We start from the raw sequence: 18293 nt of genomic DNA, 5'->3' as shown, positions 1-18293 counted from the left end.
CTGTTTTGAACGTTAAAATTTTACTAGAATACGACGGCAGCAATTACCACGGATGGCAGAGGCAAAAAAACGCCTTGACGATTCAGGAGGTAGTTGAAGAGGCGGTTTACAAGGTTACCGGAGAAAAAGTGAAGGTCATAGGAGCCGGAAGAACCGATGCGGGCGTACATGCCCGGGGACAGGTAGCGAATTTTCACACAAACTGCCGCATACCTGTGGAGCGGCTGCCGTATGCAATAAACAGTCATCTTCCGGAAGATATAGTGGTGAAGGGTGCGGAAGAGGTACCCGATGATTTTCATGCCCGTTACAGCGCAAAAGCCAAGGTTTACACCTATACCATATACAATGCACCTTTTCCGTCGCCACTTATGAGAAAATACAGCTATTTTTATCCCCATATTCTAGATGTGGAAGCAATGCAGGAAGCGGCCAAGGCATTCGTAGGTGTACACGATTTTACGGCATTCAGGGCATCAGGGAGCCCGGTTAAGTCGTCGATTAGAAATGTCATGAGGTTGGAAGTTAAAAAAAATAAGGACGTAATTACCATCGAAGTTGAAGCTGACGGATTTTTATACAACATGGTAAGAATAATCGCAGGAACCTTGCTGGAGGTTGGGAGCGGAAAGAGGACTCCTGAAGAGATTCCCTCGGTGATTAGCTCTAGAGATAGGGAAAGGGCTGGTATAACGCTGCCGGCTCATGGCCTGTGTCTCGAAAAGGTCGTGTATTGAATGAACTGCTTGACACTGATGGAGGCTTATAATAAAATAACCTTGTGGTTTAAGGAGGGATAGGATGAGCACGTACATGGCTAAAAAAGGTGAAATAAAGCGGGAATGGTACGTTATAGATGCTACGGATAAGCCTTTAGGAAGACTGGCCGCTCAGGTGGCAAAAATTTTGAAAGGAAAGCACAAACCCATTTATACTCCCCACGTGGATACGGGCGACCACGTGATAATAGTGAACGCCGAAAAAGTAATTCTTACGGGCAAAAAGCTGGACAAAAAGATATACTACCGACATTCCCTTTATCCTGGCGGTTTGAAGGCCGAAACCTACCGGCACTTTTTACAGAGGGCCCCCGAAAAGGCAATATACAAGGCTGTGTGGGGCATGCTTCCCCATAATTCTCTTGGACGGAAGATGATTAAAAAACTGAGGGTTTACAGGGGACCGGAACACCCCCATCAAGCCCAGCAGCCTAAAGAATTGCAGTACGAGGGATAAGGAAGGAGGTTGGGCATGAAAGAAGCTATCTTGACCACGGGCAGGAGGAAGACTTCCGTTGCCAAGGTATGGTTGACACCGGGGACCGGCAAGATACTTATAAACAAGAGGGCTTTTGAAGATTACTTTCCCCTTGAGACACTGAGGAGCGACATTTTAAAACCCCTGGTGGTCACCAACACTTTGGGCAAGTTCGACATAATAGCCAGCGTAAAGGGCGGCGGTATATCAGGCCAGGCCGGTGCGGTAAGACTCGGTATCGCGAGAGCTTTGGTGCAGGTGGACGAAGCGTACAGGCCGATGCTGAGAAAAGAGGGATTGCTCACCCGCGATCCGCGAATGGTGGAAAGGAAAAAGTACGGCCTCAAGAAAGCCCGTCGTGCGCCGCAGTTTTCCAAGAGGTAAAGAAGGACATCGTCCTTCTTTTTTTTTTTGATGCTGATAATTCTTTCTATATTTTAACAAACTATAACTGGACAAAAATCTTATAAATATATAGAATTAAATCAGATTCAAATTAATAACAATTTTTAGGAGGGACCAACATGTATGACCTTGCTATAATCGGTGCAGGCCCTGCTGGACTTTCGGCTGCCATCTACGGTGCCAGGGCCAGGCTTTCAACGGTGATTATCGAAAAGATGTATCCGGGTGGCCAGGCTGCGATTACGGACATTATCGAAAACTACCCCGGATTTACCGAAGGTATAGGCGGGGCGGAGCTCACCGAGGCCATGAAAAAGCAGGCCGAAAGATTCGGCGCCCAGTTTTTAAACGGCGAAGTGGAAAAAATCGAAAAACAAAACGAAAAGTTTTTATTGCACCTCAAAAATGAGACCGTAGAGGCCAAGACGGTGATACTCGCAATGGGAGCCCAGGCAAGGAGGCTTGGCGTAAAAGGCGAAAAGGAGTTTACCGGCAAAGGGGTATCATACTGCGCTACCTGCGATGGAGCCTTCTATACGGACAGGACCGTAATGGTCATAGGCGGCGGCGATACGGCCATTGAAGAGGCTCTTTTTCTCACCCACTTTGCCAGGAGCGTGACCGTAGTGCACCGCAGAAACGAACTTAGGGCCACAAAAATACTGCAGGAAAGGGCTTTTAAAAACGAAAAGATTAAATTTATCTGGGATTCGGTGGTTGAGGAAATAAGGGGCGCCGATGCCGTGCAGGAGGTCGTGGTGAAAAACTTGAAGACCGGGGAGACCACATCGATTCCGGTGGACGGCGTATTTGTTGCCATAGGTTGGGACCCCAACACGGCCATAGTGAAGGATTTGGTAAAGCTGAACGAAAAGGGATACATAATCACCGACGAAAACATGGCAACCGGCGTGCCCGGGCTTTTCGCGGCCGGTGACATAAGGGAAAAGTCCCTGCGCCAGGTGGTAACTGCAGTGGCCGACGGAGCGGTGGCAGCGGTTTCGGCCGAAAAGTATTTAGAAGAACACCAGATGAGGTAAAGTGGCTTAACAAGGGAAAATAAAAAAGTTGCATGGGAGAAGACTAAAGAGCGTAGATAAGAGCGTTTTTGTAGTGGGTTTAGGAATATCAGGGAATGAAAAACAAAAAAGTATAAAAATAAAAATAAAAAAAGTAAAAAAAGGATTATGGTTCAAAAACCATAATCCTTTTTTTTAACTCTTGTGCCGGGATATCAGTTCATCGATGAGGTTGCTTAACCCCATGTCTTCCTCTACCAAAGCCATCATTAAGTGAAAAAGTAGATCCGCTCCTTCGTAGGCAATTTCCCGGTTGTCTTTATTTTTAGATGCGATTATAAATTCGCCCGCTTCCTCCGCTACTTTTTTTAAAATCCTGTCCTTTCCTTCGGAAAATAGCTTTGAAGTATAGGAACCTTCTTTCTTAACTTCTTTCCTTTGCCTTAAAAGGTCTTCCAGATAATAAAGGAAACCGCCCTTGGGAAAACCGGATTCCATAATCTTATTGAAAAAGCAACTTTTTTTGCCGGTATGACACGTCGGGCCCCGGGGTTTGGCCAGTATCAACAAGGCGTCCGCATCGCAGTCGGCATACACGGCCTTTACTTTCAGGTAATTCCCGGAAGTTTCACCTTTAAGCCAGAGTTTTTTGCGCTCTCTGCTGTAAAAATGCACAAGACCGGTCTCCAGCGTTTTTTCGAAAGCTTCTTCATTTTGGTAGCCCAGCATGAGCACTTCGAAGGTCGCTTCATCCTGTACTACTACCGGCACAAGGCCTGAAAGATCTTTCTTTAAATCGTCAAATTTCAACAAGGCGAACCGGTACCCCCTTTTCCTGCAGGAATTTTTTCGCCTCGCTTATGGTGTAAACCCCGTAGTGGAAGATGGAGGCGGCGAGAACCGCATCCGCTCCGCCTAAAGTCAGGGCTTCGTAAAGGTGCTCAAGGCAGCCCGCTCCCCCGGAAGCTATTACGGGGATATTTACACTGCCCGTTATGAGTTTTAAAAGTTCGAGGTCGTAGCCCCTCTTCGTTCCGTCCCTGTTCATGCAGGTGAGGAGTATTTCGCCGGCGCCTAAAGATTCGGCTTCTTTTGCCCAGGATACCGCGTCCATTCCGGTGGGAGTTCTTCCGCCGTCGATGTAAACTTCGTAGAACTTTCCGTTGAATTTTGCATCTATAGCCACGACGATGCATTGTCTGCCGAAAGTCATGGCTCCTCTTTTAATCAGGCTCCTGTCCCTTACAGCGGCGGAATTTATCGAAACTTTATCGGCACCTGCCCTTAAAATGGCCCTTATATCCTCGATATCCGATATGCCCCCGCCGATCGTGAAGGGAATGAAAACCTTCTCCGCAGTCCTCCTGCAGAGTTCAACCACCGTCTTTCTTTTTTCGTAAGAAGCGGTAATATCAAGAAAGACCAGCTCGTCGGCTCCGGCCTCGTCGTAAAACGCCGCAAGTTCCACGGGGTCTCCGGCATCCCTCAGCGATAAAAACTCGATCCCTTTCACCACCCGGTTGTCCTTGACGTCAAGGCAGGGGATTATTCTCTTGGTCAGCATAAGAAAGCACCTCTTTTATCCTTATAGTGCCCTCGTAAAGCGCCTTTCCTATTATCACGCCGGAAATACGGGGGATTGAAAGCAAAACTTTTACGTCATTTTCGTCCCTTATGCCTCCGGAATAGATTATCCTGCCCCATAGCTTTGCTATTAAAGTTTCTATCCTTGCCTTTTCGAGGCCGGAGAGAGTTCCGTCGAGGTCGGTGTCGGTCACTACAAAACCCGAAGGTCCGATACTTTCCAGAACATCTTTTACCTTTTCAAAAGGGAGCGAACTTTCCCAGCCCTTTGTCGCAAGCTCGTTACCCTTAAAGTCAAGGGCTACAAAAAGTTTATCCGCCAATATTTCCCTGACCTTAAAAAGGAAATCCGCAGAGGTGAGGGCTTTTGTTCCCACTATTATTCTGTCGACCCCGGTATCTTTTAGCATTTTCACCGCTTCAATGCTTCTTATTCCCCCGCCAACCTGTATCATGCCCGTGAATATTTTGCGGATTTCCAGAATGGTATCGATATTTTTCGGGACGCCTTCAAAGGCACCGTCTAAGTCCACCAAGTGGAGGTATCTTATTCCCATATCCTGCCATTTCCTTGCAAACTCCACCGCATTGCCGTACACTTTGGCTGTGCTCCTATTACCTTTATACAACCGGACGGCCTTTTTTCCCATTATGTCAATGGCCGCAATTATTTCCATATACAATCCTCCCGAAATTTTCCAGAATCTTAAGTCCCTTTTTGCCGCTTTTTTCCGGGTGAAACTGAAAGGCAAAGATATTTTCTGACTCTACGGCTGCGATAAACTTTTCTTGATAATTGGAAATGCCTAAGGCAAAAGGCGTATATTCCCTTAAAAAGGGAAGGTAGTATGAATGCACGAAATAAAAGAATTCCTCGCCATCAAGGCCGTTTGCGATGGGCGAGTTTTTTATGAACCTAACTGAATTCCACCCCATGTGGGGGACTTTGACATCGCTTTTAAAAAGGATAAACCTCCCGGGAAACTTTGAAAAACCGGGAAATTCGGGGCTTTCTTCGCTTCCCTCGAAAAGAAGCTGCATGCCGAGGCAGATTCCCAGGAAAGGTTTTTCGGCGAGCGCATCTTTTATGGCCTGCCAGAGGCCGCGGCTTTTTATATTGGCCACGGCCTGCCCGAAATTTCCCACGCCCGGCAGCACCACGCCTTTTGCCTTTTTGATTTTGCTTTCTTCCGACACTATCCTGGCTTCAAATCCCAGGTGAGTAAAAGCTTTTTGGACGCTCATCAGGTTTCCCATACCGTAATCTACAATGGCTATCATTTAAATCACGCCCTTAGTGGAAGGTATCCTGTCGTCAACGAGTGCCTTCGCCGATTTCAGACACATTCCGAGACCCTTAAATGCCGATTCCATGATATGATGGCCGTTTTCACCGGACAGGCCCTTTATGTGAAGGGTCAGCTCCCCGCCCCGTACGAATCCCAGGAAAAATTCCTTAAAACTTTCGCCTTTTACCTTTCCCACCCATTCGGGAACAGAAAGGTCGTAATTAAGGTGGGACCTTCCGGAAAGGTCGAGGCTCACCAGAACCAACGCTTCGTCCATGGGAACAGCAGACCATCCGAATCGGGCTATGCCTCTCTTTTCACCCAGGGCGCCTTTTATGGCCTGTCCCAGCACTATTCCCGTATCTTCCATAAGATGGTGTTCATCCACCTCCAAATCTCCCGAAGCATAGACTTCCAGGTCTATTTTTGAAAAAAAACAAAAAAGGGAAAGGAAATGGTTGAAAATTCCAATCGGGGTTTTAACCGTACTTTTCCCGCTGCCGTCCAGATTCAAAGCCACCTTGATTTGAGTTTCGCTTGTTTTCCTTTCTAGTGCCGCGGTTCGCATCCCGCAAATTCCCTCCCGTTTCTAATTTTTAACGAAAGATAATGGGCCGGTAGGCCTTCGGCTTTAGCAATTTCGCCGGCACAGGGAGAAAGGGCAAAAAAACCTGCAGGGGTTGCCGAGATTAGACTCGTTGCCTTCATGAAATTTTCGGCGGAAAGCCCCGAAGAAAACCGCGATGTGCCGCTGGTAGGCAGGACGTGGCTCGGACCTAAGATGTAATCGCCCAAAGCCTCGGCCGAGAAAGGCCCGAGGAAGACGGCTCCAGCGTTCTTTATATACCCGATGTAAGTCCGGGGATTTTTTACCATGAGTTCCAGGTGCTCCGGCGCGATTCGGTTTGAGATTTCAATGGCCTCATATACATCCTTTACCTTAATGGCTCCGCCCCATTTAGAAAGGGACGACGACGCGGTCTTTCCGCTTTCGAGGGTGGCAAGGAAAGACTGCAGAGCGATTCTTACTTCTTCGATCAAACTTTCGTCGCAGGAAAGAAGTATCGATGTGGCATTTTCATCGTGTTCTGCCTGCGCAAGCAAATCGGCGGCCACCCACCGGGGATTGGCCGAACTGTCGGCTATCACCACCACTTCGGAAGGACCGGCGAAGCCGTCGATACCCACTACGCCAGACACTTCGCGCTTGGCTTCGGCCACATATACGTTGCCTGGCCCCACTATTTTGTCGACTCTTGGAATGGTTTCCGTCCCGTAGGCGAGGGCGAAAATGGCCTGAGCACCCCCTACCGTGTAAAGCTCTGTTACGTTGCATAATTTTAAGGCGTATAAAACGGCGGGATGCGGGGGTTCAGCTTTGGGCGGAGTGACGGCGACTATTTTTTTGACGCCCGCCACCAGCGCGGGCACTATATTCATCAAGACGGATGAAGGGTAAGCGGCGCTGCCTCCGGGTATATAAACGCCTACGCTTTCGACGGGCTTGTAAATTTTCCCCATAAGGTTGCCGTAATTGTCGAAAAAGAGCTTGTTCTGAGGTTTTATCCTTTCGTGAAAATCGAAAATCCTTTCAAAAGCAAGGTCCATAGCCTTTTTTAAAGAGGGCGAGATGGACTTTTCGCTTTCTTCAATCCCCTTTGCCGGGAACCTCATAGTATTTTTGTTCAAAGTTACTCCGTCTAGTTCCGAGGTAAGCCTGATTAAGGCATCGTCTCCGGAGGAGAGCACCATTTCTTTGATTTTTTTTACGGCATCGCGGGCTTTTTCGAAACTTTGTGCTCTTTTTCTGAGCCGTTCAAAAAGTTCATGTTCCGTGAGAACCGGAAGCATTTGACCCACTCCTTTCCTCCACGTAAATACGGGCTTTTTCAAAAAATTCAAGCATCGAGTCCCTTTTTAGTTTCCAGCTGAAGGGATTGGCGATGAGGCGTGCGGAGGACGAAAAAAAAGGTTTTATTATGGAAAGATTGTTTTCTTTCAATGTCTTGCCGGTGGCCACTAGGTCCACGATGTAAGTCGAAAGTCCGAGAAGGGGTGCAAGTTCTATGTTCCCGTGCAGCTTTATTATCCTTGCCCTTATCCCTTCTTTGGAGAGGAAGTGAGAAGCAAGATTAGGATATTTTGTAGCAACCCTTACGTTGTTTAAAAACTTCGGGTCTTCCTTTTCTCTTCCGGCAAGGCAGAGGGTGCACCGGCCGTATCTTAAATCCAAAAGTTCCATTACGTCCGGCTTCATCTCGGCTATGACATCCTTACCCACTATTCCAAAATCGGCAGCTCCGTGCTCGACGTAGACGGGGACGTCGAAGTTTCTCGTTACGACAACTTTCATCTTTGCTCTCGTGTCCGTAAATATGAGCTTTCGGTTTTCCTCTTTTTTTAGCTGATTTGCCGGGAAGCCGATGTATTCGAGAAGTTTTAGACTTTCATCAAAAAGGTTGCCCTTCGGTACAGCTACGGTTAAGTACTCCATTTTGTATCCTCCTACTACAGACCCAGGATGTAATTTAAATTCAGAGCGATGCCGAATCCATTTTTGTCAATGCCAAACATTTTCGATAAAAAGCCGTAACGGCCGCCCTTACCGATGGACGTTTTGTTTTGGTCGTAAATTTCAATCATAGGACCGTTGTAGTAGTCGAAATCGAGGACGAGTGAGGGGTCGAAATCCACCGGAATATTAAAAAGGCTATTTTTTAACTTTTCCAGGAAATTTTCCATTTCGGGCCTAAAATCGACGGAATTTTTTCCGGACAAGAGGGTGTCAAATAAATCCTCCCGTTGTTCGGGAAAAAGAGCGGAAGCTAGTTCGTTAAGCATTATAAAATCTTTGCACTTTATGGCATGAAGGATTTTTTCAAGGCTTTCCGCGGGGAGATGTTCGGCTGAAAGCAATCTTTTTAAGTATTCCGCCTCCGAAACAGAAATTCTTAAGCCTTTTACACCGGTTCCCTTTAAAAACTCAAAAATGCCCTTAATTAACTCTATTTCACCATCCACGTCTCCTCCTATTATCTCTGCGCCGAACTGGATGATCTCCCTCGGCCTTCCCATGGACCCTTCGAAAAAGCGAAAAACACTTCCGCAGTAGAAAACCTTGAGAGGGAAGGAAATTTTTTCCGAGTTCATCTTTAAGAAGCGGGCTAGGGAAGTGGTGTAGTCCCACCGGAGCGCCAGTATATCGCCGCTTTTGTCTATGAATTTAAAAATTTTGTTTTTTGGCACAAGGGAAAAATCGGAAAGCTCGTAGTTTTCTATGAGCGACGGGGAAAATTCTCTGTATCCCTTATTTACGAAGATATCCGCGAAATGGTTTTCAAGCCTTCTTTTCGCGGCTGCTTTTTCGAATTCTAGGTCGAAAAAACCCGCCGGCAGCGAAAGCTCGTTTTTTAAATTCATGTTACCATCTCCTTTTATATTTTAACATAGTAATATATTAAATTGAAAAAATCAAGGTGTTTTTTGAAACTTAAATAAAAAAATTAGTTGCATATATATGCGACAGTATGTATAATTATAATAACAAATCAAGGGGGTGAATCTGTTGAAGGCAGATGTCCTGGAATTTCAAAAGGATACGGACCTTAAAGGGAAAGACCTCCTGGGGATGTGTGATTTGAGCAAGAGCGAGATTGCAGAAATCATAAAGTTTGCCCGGCTAATTAAGAGGATTAGAACATACGGAGGAGATTTCACACCGCTAAAAGGGAAGACCCTGGGGATGATATTTCAAAAACCCTCTACTCGAACGAGAGTGTCCTTTGAGGTGGCCATGTGGCAGCTGGGTGGCTATGCCCTGTTTTTAAACAAAAACGACCTCCAGCTGGGGCGGGGAGAAACGCTAGAGGACACAGCCAGAGTCCTTTCGAGGTACCTAGACGGGATAGTCATCAGGGCGTATTCGCATGAGGACGTGAAAATCCTCGCCAAATACGCGGATGTCCCAGTGATAAACGGGCTTTCCGATTTTGAACACCCCTGTCAGGTGCTGGCGGACTTTTTGACAATATTAGAAAAAAAGAACGCCCTTGCGGGACTTAAACTGGCCTTTATAGGCGATGGGGCCAACAATATGGCAAATTCCCTGATCTTCGGTTGCGCCAAAATGGGTATAAACCTAGCCATCGGGGCGCCGAAGGGCTACCAGCCGGAGCCGGAAGTGCTGGAAAAAGCGTTTTTCCATGCCAAATCGAACAATTCCCTCATCGTAGTGACGGAAGACCCGAAAGAAGCGGCAATGGACGCCGATGTAATATACACCGATGTCTGGACCAGCATGGGACAGGAAGCAGAGGAAAGCGAAAGGAAAAAGACTTTTTCGGGATACCAGGTAAACGAAGAGCTTCTTAGAGCGGCAAAACCCGACGTCATCGTCATGCACTGCCTGCCGGCACACCGGGGTGAGGAAATCACGGAAGAGGTCATCGAAGGGCCCAATTCGGTGGTGTTCGACCAGGCTGAAAACCGCCTACACATCCAAAAGGCAATCCTTACGCTTTTGCTGTGATTAAAAAAATAAGAAAAAGGAGGATGTTCTGCATGAAAAAGGTAGTGCTCGCTTATTCTGGAGGGCTCGACACCTCTGTTGCCATAAAGTGGCTGAAGGAAAAATACGACTGCGAGGTAGTAGCGTTCTGCGCTGACTTGGGAGAGGGGAAGGACCTGGATTATATAAAGGAAAAGGCGGTGCGCATAGGTGCTGAAAAATGCTACGTGGCAGACGTCAAGGAAGAATTCATAAAAGATTACGCCTTTAAAGCCCTAAAAGCCAACGCACTTTACGAGGGAGTATACCCCATCAGCACCGCGCTTTCAAGACCCCTTATTGCCAAATACCTGGTGGAAATCGCAAAGAAAGAAGGGGCCTTTGCGGTGGCTCACGGCTGTACCGGCAAGGGCAACGACCAGGTGAGGTTCGATTTGTCGGTAGCGGCGCTTGCGCCGGAGCTGAAAGTTATAGCCCCGGTGAGGGAATGGACCATGTCCCGGGAGGGAGAAATCGATTACGCTGCCAAAAACGGCATTCCCGTCCCGGTTGGGAAGGAAAACCCATTCAGTATAGACCAGAACCTCTGGGGAAGGAGCATAGAATGCGGAATATTGGAAGACCCGTGGGTTGAACCACCCGAGGAGGCCTTCGAGTGGACGATTTCTCCCGAGAAGGCTCCTGATGAACCCGCCTATGTCGAGATAACCTTTGAAAAGGGCACTCCCGTTGCCGTGGATGGAAAAGAGATGACGCCGGCCGAACTTGTGGCAAATCTCAATAAAATTGCAGGAAGTCATGGTTTCGGAAGGATAGACCACGTGGAGGACAGACTTGTGGGCATAAAATCCAGGGAAGTTTACGAATGTCCCGCATCACTCTTGCTTATTGAAGCCCACAGGCACCTGGAGAGCCTGACGCTGCCGAGGGAAGTTCTGCATTTTAAATACATCATCGAGCAAAAATACGCCGAAATTATATACAACGGCCTGTGGTTTTCGCCGCTGAAAAAAGCCCTGGATGCCTTTATAGAAGAGACCCAGGAGGTCGTGAGTGGCACCGTCAGGGTAAAATTATACAAAGGCAACGCCACAGTGGTGGGAAGAAAATCGCCCCATTCACTTTACGACGTAAAGCTTGCCACCTATGCGGAGGGAGACCTTTTCGACCACAAGGCGGCAGTCGGTTTCATCGCCCTGTGGGGACTGCCCACGAAGGTCTACGCCCAGGTAAATAAGAAGGAGTACTAGTAGTGGAGGGGAGTCTGCAATGAAAAAGCTATGGGCCGGGAGGTTTGAAAAGGAAACCGACGGCCTTGTTGAAAAATTCACAGCCTCAATCGATTTCGACAGGAAGCTCTACGAGCAGGACATATTGGGCAGCATGGCCCACGCCAGGATGCTGGCCAAAACGGGGATAATTTCAAAACAGGAAGCGGCGGAGATTATAAGGGGACTTTTAGAAATAAAGTTGGAGATAGAACGGGGTCAATTTCCCTTCACCTTCGAACTTGAAGACATCCACATGCACATCGAAAAAAGGCTTTTTGAAAAAATAGGGCCGGTGGCCGGAAAACTCCACACTGCCCGGAGCCGAAACGACCAGGTGGCACTAGACCTGCACCTTTACGTGAAGCAGAAAATTTCCGAGGTGGTCGGGAAAATCGACAAAGTAATGAAAGTCCTTTGGAAACTGGCGGAGGAAAACCGGGATGCGGTTATGCCCGGCTACACCCACCTTCAGAGGGCACAGCCGGTTACCCTCGCCGTGCACTTCGACGCCTATTATCAAATGCTCAAAAGGGATAAGGAGCGCTTTTATTCGGCAATGAAAGGAGCGGACATGATGCCCCTCGGGGCCTGTGCACTGGCCGGGACCACGCTTCCCATAGACAGGGAGTACACCAGGGAGCTCCTCGGGTTTTCCAAAATGTACGAAAATACCATGGATGCCGTAAGCGACAGGGACTTCGTAATAGAATTCATATCCTGCTCGGCCATCCTCATGGTGCACCTTTCAAGGATGGCGGAAGACCTGATATTGTGGAGCACTTCCGAATTCGACTTTATAGAGCTGGACGACGGCTTTGCGACCGGAAGCAGCATAATGCCGCAGAAGAAGAACCCGGACGTATTGGAGCTCATCCGGGGAAAGGCAGGGAGGGTCTTCGGAAACCTGATGGCTGTTCTTGCGCTCATGAAAGGCCTGCCGCTCTCGTACAACAGGGATATGCAGGAAGACAAAGAGCCGCTTTTTGATACGGTGGACACTGTAATTTCCTGCCTGGAAGTGCTTCCCGGGCTTCTTTCGACCATGAAAATCAAAAAGGAGAACATGATGAAGGCCGTCGAAGACAGTTTCGCCGACGCCACCTATTACGCCGAGTATCTGGTAAAAAAGGGCATGCCCTTTCGAGCGGCTCACGAAATAGTGGGGAAAATGGTGTCTTACTGCATCAAGAAGAATAAAAAGTTGAAGGATTTGAGCCTTGTCGAATTAAAGAATTTTTCCGAGCTTTTCAGTGAAGATGTGCTGGGACTTTCTTATAATCCCGAGAATGTTAAAAATATAAAGGCTTTATGAAACTTAGCTCACCTTCCGGTGGGCTAACTCAAATCTCGAACAATATAAAAAGGATTTAAGGGAAAAACACAAAATGAAAAGCCGGGGGTATTTGATGCCCCCGGCCGGCTGTTATAATCCAAGCAGTGTGAGCATGAAGCCCAGCACTATGAAAAATGCGATGGTGACCGTCAGAAAGACGTCGTATTTTCTTTTTAATAAAGCCGTAATTCCACAGTATAAAATTATAGACAGTATAATGGAAAAAATCGCATAAATTGCTTTCAGCCCGAAAGTTTCGGTGAGCAAGGCGTGAATTTTTTTCAGTACGATGAACTTGGGTTCGATGTTTACTTCTATGAATTCTATTATCCTGTCGTTGATTTGGTGGTTCACGGGCAAAATCAACATCATTTTAAACCGTTTTCTTTTTCCAGTTTTTTATTGAAAGCCGAATGGATCATGCCCAGCATGATTCCAAACATCGCCGTGTAAACCCAGGCGAAACCTTCCTTCACAAAGGGAAGGTAATAGAGAGCTTCGTATACTTTGTTGAGGTTTAACCCGGCGGCCGACAAACCGTCGACGATGCTTATAAGCAGCGTGAAAATAGCGGCGTAAGCATAGCAGCGCTCGTTTTTGATGAACGAACTGAAGGCGTTCATTAAGATTAAAACTATGACCACCGGATACACCGATACCAGAATGGGGACAGAAAATTTAATGATTTTTTCCACTCCAAACGCACCGATGAAAGCGCTTAAGAGGGATATTATTACCACCATGGCTTTGTAGCTTATTTTGTTTTTGGTCAAACGGCTGAAGTATTCTGCCGCAGTTGCCGTTAAACCTACCGAGGTGGTAAGGCAAGCGAGGGAAACCGCAAGGCCGAGGGCTACCTTTCCGAAACTGCCGAGTTCCTTTTCCACTATGGAAATTAATAATGCCGTTTTGCCGATTTCTCCGTCAAAGAGGGTCGAGGCGGTGGCCCCAAGATACATAAGACCTCCGTATACGAAAAGCAGCCCGAGAGCGGCTATTAGTCCGGAAATAATCGTCAATTTAATCTTCTCTTGTGCTTTTTCATATCCTCTTTCTCGAACTGCGTTTATTATTATGCCGGCAAAAACTATAGAAGCAAGGGCGTCCATGGTCTGGTATCCTTCGGAAAAAGACCTTCCAAAAGGATTGGCTATATTCGATTCGGCAAATCCGCCAATGGGATTTATTATGCCTTTAATTATTATTACCGCCAGCATTGCAAGAAGGGAAGGAGTCAGAATTTTGCCTATATAGTCTATAACCTTGGATTGGTTTATAGTGAAATATATATTTATCAAAAAGTAAATTAATGATGCCGCCAATATGTTGAAATCCGGCATGATAGGGGCTATGCCCATTTCGTATGTGGTTGCTCCCGTCCTCGGGATTGCAAGGAGCGGACCTATGCACAAAACTATGGCGAAATAAAGTCCGTTAGCGAAAGCTTTGCCAACCTTTCCGGCGAAATTTTCAAAACTTCCTTCGTGTTGGGCCATCGTGATGATACCTAAAAGGGGTAGACCGATTCCTGTGAGCATGAAGCCCATTAGACCCAAAAACCATTTATCCCCTAGTTGAAAGCCTATGTATGGCGGGAAGATTAGGTTACCCGCTCCGAAAAACATGGCAAAGAGGGCAAAGCCGATTACCATTACATCGTTTATTTTTTTGTGCATGGTTTTGATACCTCCCGCGAATTGTAAATAATTTTTAGCATTGAAAAGCTTTTTTAAAACAACAACATTATACCATAATTTTAATCTATTCGAACAGGGGCCTCAATTGACAAAAAAAGAAAAGAGCCGAACATTTTAAATGCCGGCTCTGACTTAATGAGTTTTTCGCTCTATAAAATCCGAATACGGCTCGATGTGAATTAGAATTTGATTTGCACCCTTGAATTTCTGGCGCAGCTCTTCTTCTATCAGGTGATGAAGCCTGTGGGATTCTTGGACGGTCATGGAAGGGTTCACCAGTATATGAAGGTCGACTGAAAAATCATCCTCTCGGCCGCGAGTTCGGACTCCGTGGCAGTCCTTCACTCCATTTATGCCTTTTATGAACGAGATTATTTCCTCTGGTTCTATTACAGCGGCGTCGCAAAGCACTTTGCTGGTCTCTCTTATTATTTCCGCTCCCGTCTTTAAAATCAGCAATGCTATTATTAAGGATATCAGAGGGTCTGCCAGAGTATAGCCGGTTTTAACAGCCAGCAACCCTAAAAGGACTGAAAGGGAAACGTACACATCGCTTTTGGTATGGGCCGCATCGGTCAGCAAAATCTGGCTGTGGAGCTTTTTTCCTTCTCTGCTTTCGTAAAAAATTACTGCCAAGTTCACTAATATCGTTATAATCATGACTAAAAGACTGAGGGTATTTATTTCGGGAATCTGATGGTGCAAAAATCTCTCGAAAGCACCTTTAATTATGTTGAGGCTTACGAAAAACAACATCAAAGCTAGTGCCGTTGCTGTAAATGCCTCGAACTTACCGTGCCCGTAGGGATGCGTGGCGTCTGCCGGTTTTGAAGCTATGGCGGCGCCGATGAGCCCTATTACGTTGTTGCTGGCGTCGGAAAGGGAGTGAAAACCGTCTGCGACCATACTGGAGGAAGATATAAGATGACCAGCAGCTATTTTTAAAACGGCTACCGAAAGGTTTAGAAACATTACGCTCCATAAAACCCTTCTTATTTTTTTATAATTTGCCGTCGTGTCATTCATAGTTTTTCCTCCCGGAAATTAAAAAATCGAAGCACGATGGCATTGCGATGAATTATAACACAACCGCGATGCATGGTCAATACGGATGATTTTGTTTCGGCTTTATAACATATTATATTAACAGTCGGGATTGTTGTTCCTGAAGAGACGGGTTAAATATAGAAAATTCTTGACAGCTTTCTTTCACTGCATTATAATAACAAAAGTATGAGGAGGGGAGGCTAAAAAGGGCGTTTGAAAGTGTAAAATAGCCTAAAAAATTAAATTAAAAAGTAGCTATTGACATAGATTAGTATAAATATATTATTTTTTCAAAGGGGAGAAAGTACATGTCTAAGAAGGAAGTAGTACTTACTCAAGAAGGGTTAAAAAAATTAGAGGAAGAACTTCAGTACCTGAAGTCCGTGAAAAGAAAGGAAGTTGCCGACCGCATAAAGCAAGCCATTGCCTTTGGCGACCTTAGCGAGAATTCCGAATACGATGATGCTAAAAATGAACAGGCTTTCATTGAAGGTAAGATTGCCATGCTTGAAGAAAAGCTGAGAAACGCCAAAGTTATAGATGATGCCGACATATCAACGGATATGGTTACTTTGGGTTCGAAAGTCCTTGTAAGGGATTTAGACACCGGTGAAGTTATAGAATATACCATCGTGAGTTCGGCGGAAGCCAATCCCATCGAGCTTAAGATTTCCAATGAATCACCCGTAGGCAAGGCTCTTATAGGGGCGAAGAAGGGGGACGTCATCGAGATAAATGTTCCTGCCGGACTGGTAAAGTATAAAATAGAGGAGATTAAAAAGTAATAAATGGAGGGTGAATAAATGGAAAATATGGAGCTTGAAGGCAACGAAATAATCAAAGCAAGGATACAGAAATTGGAAGAACTTCGCAGGATGGGGGTAAATCCATACGGCCAAAAATACAACCGGACTCATAATTGCCTGGAAATAAAAGAGAACTTCGAAGAGCTGGAAGGCAAAGACACTTCCGTTGCTGGTCGAATAATGGCCATACGCGGCCACGGCAAAGCGGCCTTTTTTGACATACAGGATGAAAAAGGCCGCCTCCAAATTTACATAAAAAAGGATCACGTGGGCGATGAAAATTACGAAATTTTTAAGAAACTGGACATAGGAGATATTGTGGGTATAAAGGGAAAGGTATTCAAGACCCAAAAGGGAGAAATATCGGTAATGGCCGATGAGGTCACGCTGCTTGCCAAGTCCCTCAGGCCCTTGCCGGAGAAGTGGCACGGGTTGAAAGACGTGGATACCAGGTACCGCCAGCGTTATCTGGACCTGATTGTTAACCCCGATGTGAGAAGGACTTTCGTCCTGAGAAGCAAAATAATAAAGGCTATGCGGGATTACTTGGACGCCCGTGGATTTATGGAAGTGGAAACGCCGGTGCTCACACCCCTTGCCGGCGGTGCCGCGGCGAGGCCTTTTATCACCCATCACAATGCACTCGACATGGATTTGTATCTGCGCATAGCCACGGAACTTTATCTGAAGAGGCTCATAGTTGGCGGATTTGAAAAGGTGTACGAAATAGGCAAGGATTTTAGAAATGAAGGCATATCCATAAAGCACAACCCGGAGTTCACGATGATAGAACTTTATCAGGCTTATGCCGATTATCACGATATGATGGAGCTTACCGAAGACATGATCTCCCATATTGCAAAAGAGGTTCTGGGTACCACCAAGGTTGTTTACCAAGGCGAGGAAATTGACCTTACCCCGCCCTGGCAGAGGATGACCATGAAAGAAGCCGTAAAAAAATACACCGGCGTGGATTTCGATGAAATAAAAACCGATGAGGAGGCCAGGGAGATTGCGAAAAAGTTGGGGGTAGAGGTGGAAGATAAAGACACGAAAGGGAAAGTATTGAACGCTATTTTCGAAGAAAAGGTCGAGGAACACCTGGTGCAGCCCACTTTCATAATGGATTATCCGATTGAGATATCGCCCTTAGCAAAGAGAAAGGAAGACGACCCCGACTTCACCTATCGTTTCGAGCTTTTCATAACCCGCAGGGAGATGGCGAACGCTTTCTCGGAGCTGAACGATCCCATCGACCAGAGGGAAAGGTTTTTAGAGCAGCTTAAAGAAAGAGAAGCGGGGGATGAAGAAGCCCATGCCTTCGACGAGGATTTTATTATCGCCCTCGAATACGGCATGCCTCCTACCGGCGGGCTTGGGATTGGAATAGATAGATTGGTCATGCTCCTTACGGATTCGTATTCCATAAGGGATGTAATCCTGTTCCCGACCATGAGACCCAAGTCCTAAATCGAAGAAAAAAGAGATAAACGTAGAAAAAGCAATTTTAATGCATAAAATTGTCGAATATGAACAAAAAATAAGTGTTGAAATGTAAGCAGATTATGTGGTATATTACTCCTTGCGACGTCACGAGAGCAACCGATGAAGAATTTCCGGAAGACAAAAGAAGGTATTGACAAAAACAAAGCAACTTAATAAAATAATAAAATGTGACGCAATGAACCTTGAAAACTGAACAGTGCCACGCCTGAGAGTTTCAGCCGAAAGGTGTGTAATTAAAGTAAGCGAAGAGCTTGCTTTAAGAATTAAATTTAACCTGAGAGTTTGATCCTGGCTCAGGACGAACGCTGGCGGCGTGCCTAACACATGCAAGTCGAGCGGGGGTGGTGGAAGGCGTAAGCTGGAAGCCACCTTAGCGGCGGACGGGTGAGTAACACGTAGGCAACCTACCCACCACACGGGGATAGCCCTGGGAAACTGGGGGTAATACCCGATACCTTTGCTAGCCGCATGGCTGGTAAAGAAAGCTGCCTTTTAGGTGGCGGTGGTGGATGGGCCTGCGGCCCATCAGCTAGTTGGTGAGGTAACGGCTCACCAAGGCGACGACGGGTAGC

At 46.5% G+C, this 18293-nt stretch carries 20 protein-coding genes and 1 rRNA gene; 10 read left to right on the top strand and 11 right to left on the bottom strand.

Going from position 1 to position 18293, the window contains the following annotated elements; all coding sequences use genetic code 11:
- The first annotated feature begins 5 nt into the window (after nt 1–5).
- The 4 genes from truA (at nt 6) to trxB (ending at nt 2702) form a co-directional block, all read left to right on the top strand.
- Nucleotides 6–737: a tRNA pseudouridine(38-40) synthase TruA gene (gene truA, locus AN618_RS08870; RefSeq protein WP_083515147.1), complete on the top strand. Its 732-nt coding sequence runs from the start codon at nt 6–8 to the stop codon at nt 735–737.
- Nucleotides 738–801: 64 nt separating this feature from the next.
- The gene (gene rplM, locus AN618_RS08865; RefSeq protein WP_066354011.1) at nt 802–1236 is read left to right on the top strand and encodes a 50S ribosomal protein L13; all 435 of its coding nucleotides are present in this window, start codon (nt 802–804) and stop codon (nt 1234–1236) included.
- 15 nt (nt 1237–1251) lie between these two features.
- A complete protein-coding gene (gene rpsI, locus AN618_RS08860) occupies nt 1252–1641 on the top strand; it encodes a 30S ribosomal protein S9 (protein ID WP_066354010.1) in 390 nt (129 codons plus the stop codon).
- Between the two features lie 140 nt (nt 1642–1781).
- A complete protein-coding gene (trxB, locus tag AN618_RS08855; RefSeq protein WP_066354008.1) occupies nt 1782–2702 on the top strand; it encodes a thioredoxin-disulfide reductase in 921 nt (306 codons plus the stop codon).
- 174 nt (nt 2703–2876) lie between these two features.
- Here the strand turns inward: trxB and hisIE are convergent, their stop codons facing one another.
- Genes hisIE through AN618_RS08815 form a run of 8 tightly spaced genes read right to left on the bottom strand, consistent with a single transcriptional unit; the run spans nt 2877 to nt 8974 of the window.
- Entirely contained in the window at nt 2877–3494 is a 618-nt protein-coding gene (gene hisIE / locus AN618_RS08850) for a bifunctional phosphoribosyl-AMP cyclohydrolase/phosphoribosyl-ATP diphosphatase HisIE (protein WP_066354006.1), read from the bottom strand.
- Entirely contained in the window at nt 3481–4245 is a 765-nt protein-coding gene (gene hisF / locus AN618_RS08845; RefSeq protein ID WP_066354004.1) for an imidazole glycerol phosphate synthase subunit HisF, read from the bottom strand. The genes hisIE and hisF overlap by 14 nt, the downstream gene beginning before the upstream one ends.
- A complete protein-coding gene (locus AN618_RS08840) occupies nt 4214–4942 on the bottom strand; it encodes a 1-(5-phosphoribosyl)-5-[(5-phosphoribosylamino)methylideneamino]imidazole-4-carboxamide isomerase (protein ID WP_066354002.1) in 729 nt (242 codons plus the stop codon). Before AN618_RS08840 ends, hisF begins: the two co-directional genes overlap by 32 nt.
- Nucleotides 4920–5546 carry an imidazole glycerol phosphate synthase subunit HisH gene (gene hisH / locus AN618_RS08835; protein WP_066354000.1) on the bottom strand — a complete coding sequence of 209 codons (627 nt, stop codon included), beginning with the start codon at nt 5544–5546 and terminating at the stop codon, nt 4920–4922. Before hisH ends, AN618_RS08840 begins: the two co-directional genes overlap by 23 nt.
- Nucleotides 5547–6122, bottom strand: coding sequence for an imidazoleglycerol-phosphate dehydratase HisB (gene hisB / locus AN618_RS08830; protein WP_066353998.1), 576 nt, complete (start codon nt 6120–6122; stop codon nt 5547–5549). It lies immediately after the preceding gene.
- Nucleotides 6104–7405: a histidinol dehydrogenase gene (gene hisD / locus AN618_RS08825; RefSeq protein ID WP_066353997.1), complete on the bottom strand. Its 1302-nt coding sequence runs from the start codon at nt 7403–7405 to the stop codon at nt 6104–6106. Before hisD ends, hisB begins: the two co-directional genes overlap by 19 nt.
- Entirely contained in the window at nt 7380–8048 is a 669-nt protein-coding gene (gene hisG / locus AN618_RS08820; RefSeq protein ID WP_083515146.1) for an ATP phosphoribosyltransferase, read from the bottom strand. Before hisG ends, hisD begins: the two co-directional genes overlap by 26 nt.
- 14 nt (nt 8049–8062) lie before the next feature.
- Complete coding sequence (locus AN618_RS08815; protein ID WP_066353996.1) at nt 8063–8974, bottom strand: ATP phosphoribosyltransferase regulatory subunit; 912 nt, start codon at nt 8972–8974, stop codon at nt 8063–8065.
- A 145-nt stretch (nt 8975–9119) separates the two neighbouring features.
- Between AN618_RS08815 and argF the strand changes: the two genes are divergently transcribed.
- Genes argF through argH form a run of 3 tightly spaced genes read left to right on the top strand, consistent with a single transcriptional unit; the run spans nt 9120 to nt 12644 of the window.
- Nucleotides 9120–10082, top strand: coding sequence for an ornithine carbamoyltransferase (argF, locus tag AN618_RS08810; protein ID WP_157081691.1), 963 nt, complete (start codon nt 9120–9122; stop codon nt 10080–10082).
- Nucleotides 10083–10114: 32 nt separating this feature from the next.
- Complete coding sequence (locus tag AN618_RS08805; protein ID WP_066353990.1) at nt 10115–11311, top strand: argininosuccinate synthase; 1197 nt, start codon at nt 10115–10117, stop codon at nt 11309–11311.
- Nucleotides 11312–11330: 19 nt separating this feature from the next.
- The gene (gene argH, locus AN618_RS08800; RefSeq protein WP_066353989.1) at nt 11331–12644 is read left to right on the top strand and encodes an argininosuccinate lyase; all 1314 of its coding nucleotides are present in this window, start codon (nt 11331–11333) and stop codon (nt 12642–12644) included.
- A gap of 111 nt (nt 12645–12755) precedes the next feature.
- Here argH and AN618_RS08795 read toward each other — a convergent pair whose 3' ends face one another.
- The 3 genes from AN618_RS08795 to AN618_RS08785 form a co-directional block, all read right to left on the bottom strand.
- Entirely contained in the window at nt 12756–13019 is a 264-nt protein-coding gene (locus AN618_RS08795; RefSeq protein ID WP_157081690.1) for a hypothetical protein, read from the bottom strand.
- Between the two features lie 14 nt (nt 13020–13033).
- The gene (brnQ, locus tag AN618_RS08790; protein WP_066353986.1) at nt 13034–14341 is read right to left on the bottom strand and encodes a branched-chain amino acid transport system II carrier protein; all 1308 of its coding nucleotides are present in this window, start codon (nt 14339–14341) and stop codon (nt 13034–13036) included.
- Nucleotides 14342–14494: 153 nt separating this feature from the next.
- The gene (locus AN618_RS08785; protein ID WP_066353984.1) at nt 14495–15388 is read right to left on the bottom strand and encodes a cation diffusion facilitator family transporter; all 894 of its coding nucleotides are present in this window, start codon (nt 15386–15388) and stop codon (nt 14495–14497) included.
- Nucleotides 15389–15717: 329 nt separating this feature from the next.
- Here AN618_RS08785 and greA point away from each other — a divergent pair, with 329 nt between their 5' ends.
- The 3 genes from greA to AN618_RS08770 form a co-directional block, all read left to right on the top strand.
- Entirely contained in the window at nt 15718–16194 is a 477-nt protein-coding gene (gene greA, locus AN618_RS08780) for a transcription elongation factor GreA (protein ID WP_066353982.1), read from the top strand.
- Between the two features lie 18 nt (nt 16195–16212).
- On the top strand, nt 16213–17685 hold the full coding sequence (gene lysS, locus AN618_RS08775) for a lysine--tRNA ligase (protein WP_066353980.1): 1473 nt from the start codon (nt 16213–16215) through the stop codon (nt 17683–17685).
- 306 nt (nt 17686–17991) lie between these two features.
- Nucleotides 17992–18293: ribosomal RNA gene (locus AN618_RS08770) — 16S ribosomal RNA — on the top strand; the annotation flags it as partial.

It is taken from the genome of Fervidicola ferrireducens, from assembly GCF_001562425.1.
In the GTDB taxonomy this organism is placed as follows: domain Bacteria; phylum Bacillota; class Thermosediminibacteria; order Thermosediminibacterales; family Thermosediminibacteraceae; genus Fervidicola; species Fervidicola ferrireducens.
The sequence above is the reverse complement of the archived record's forward strand: the minus strand, read 5'-3'. Positions and strand labels throughout refer to the sequence as shown.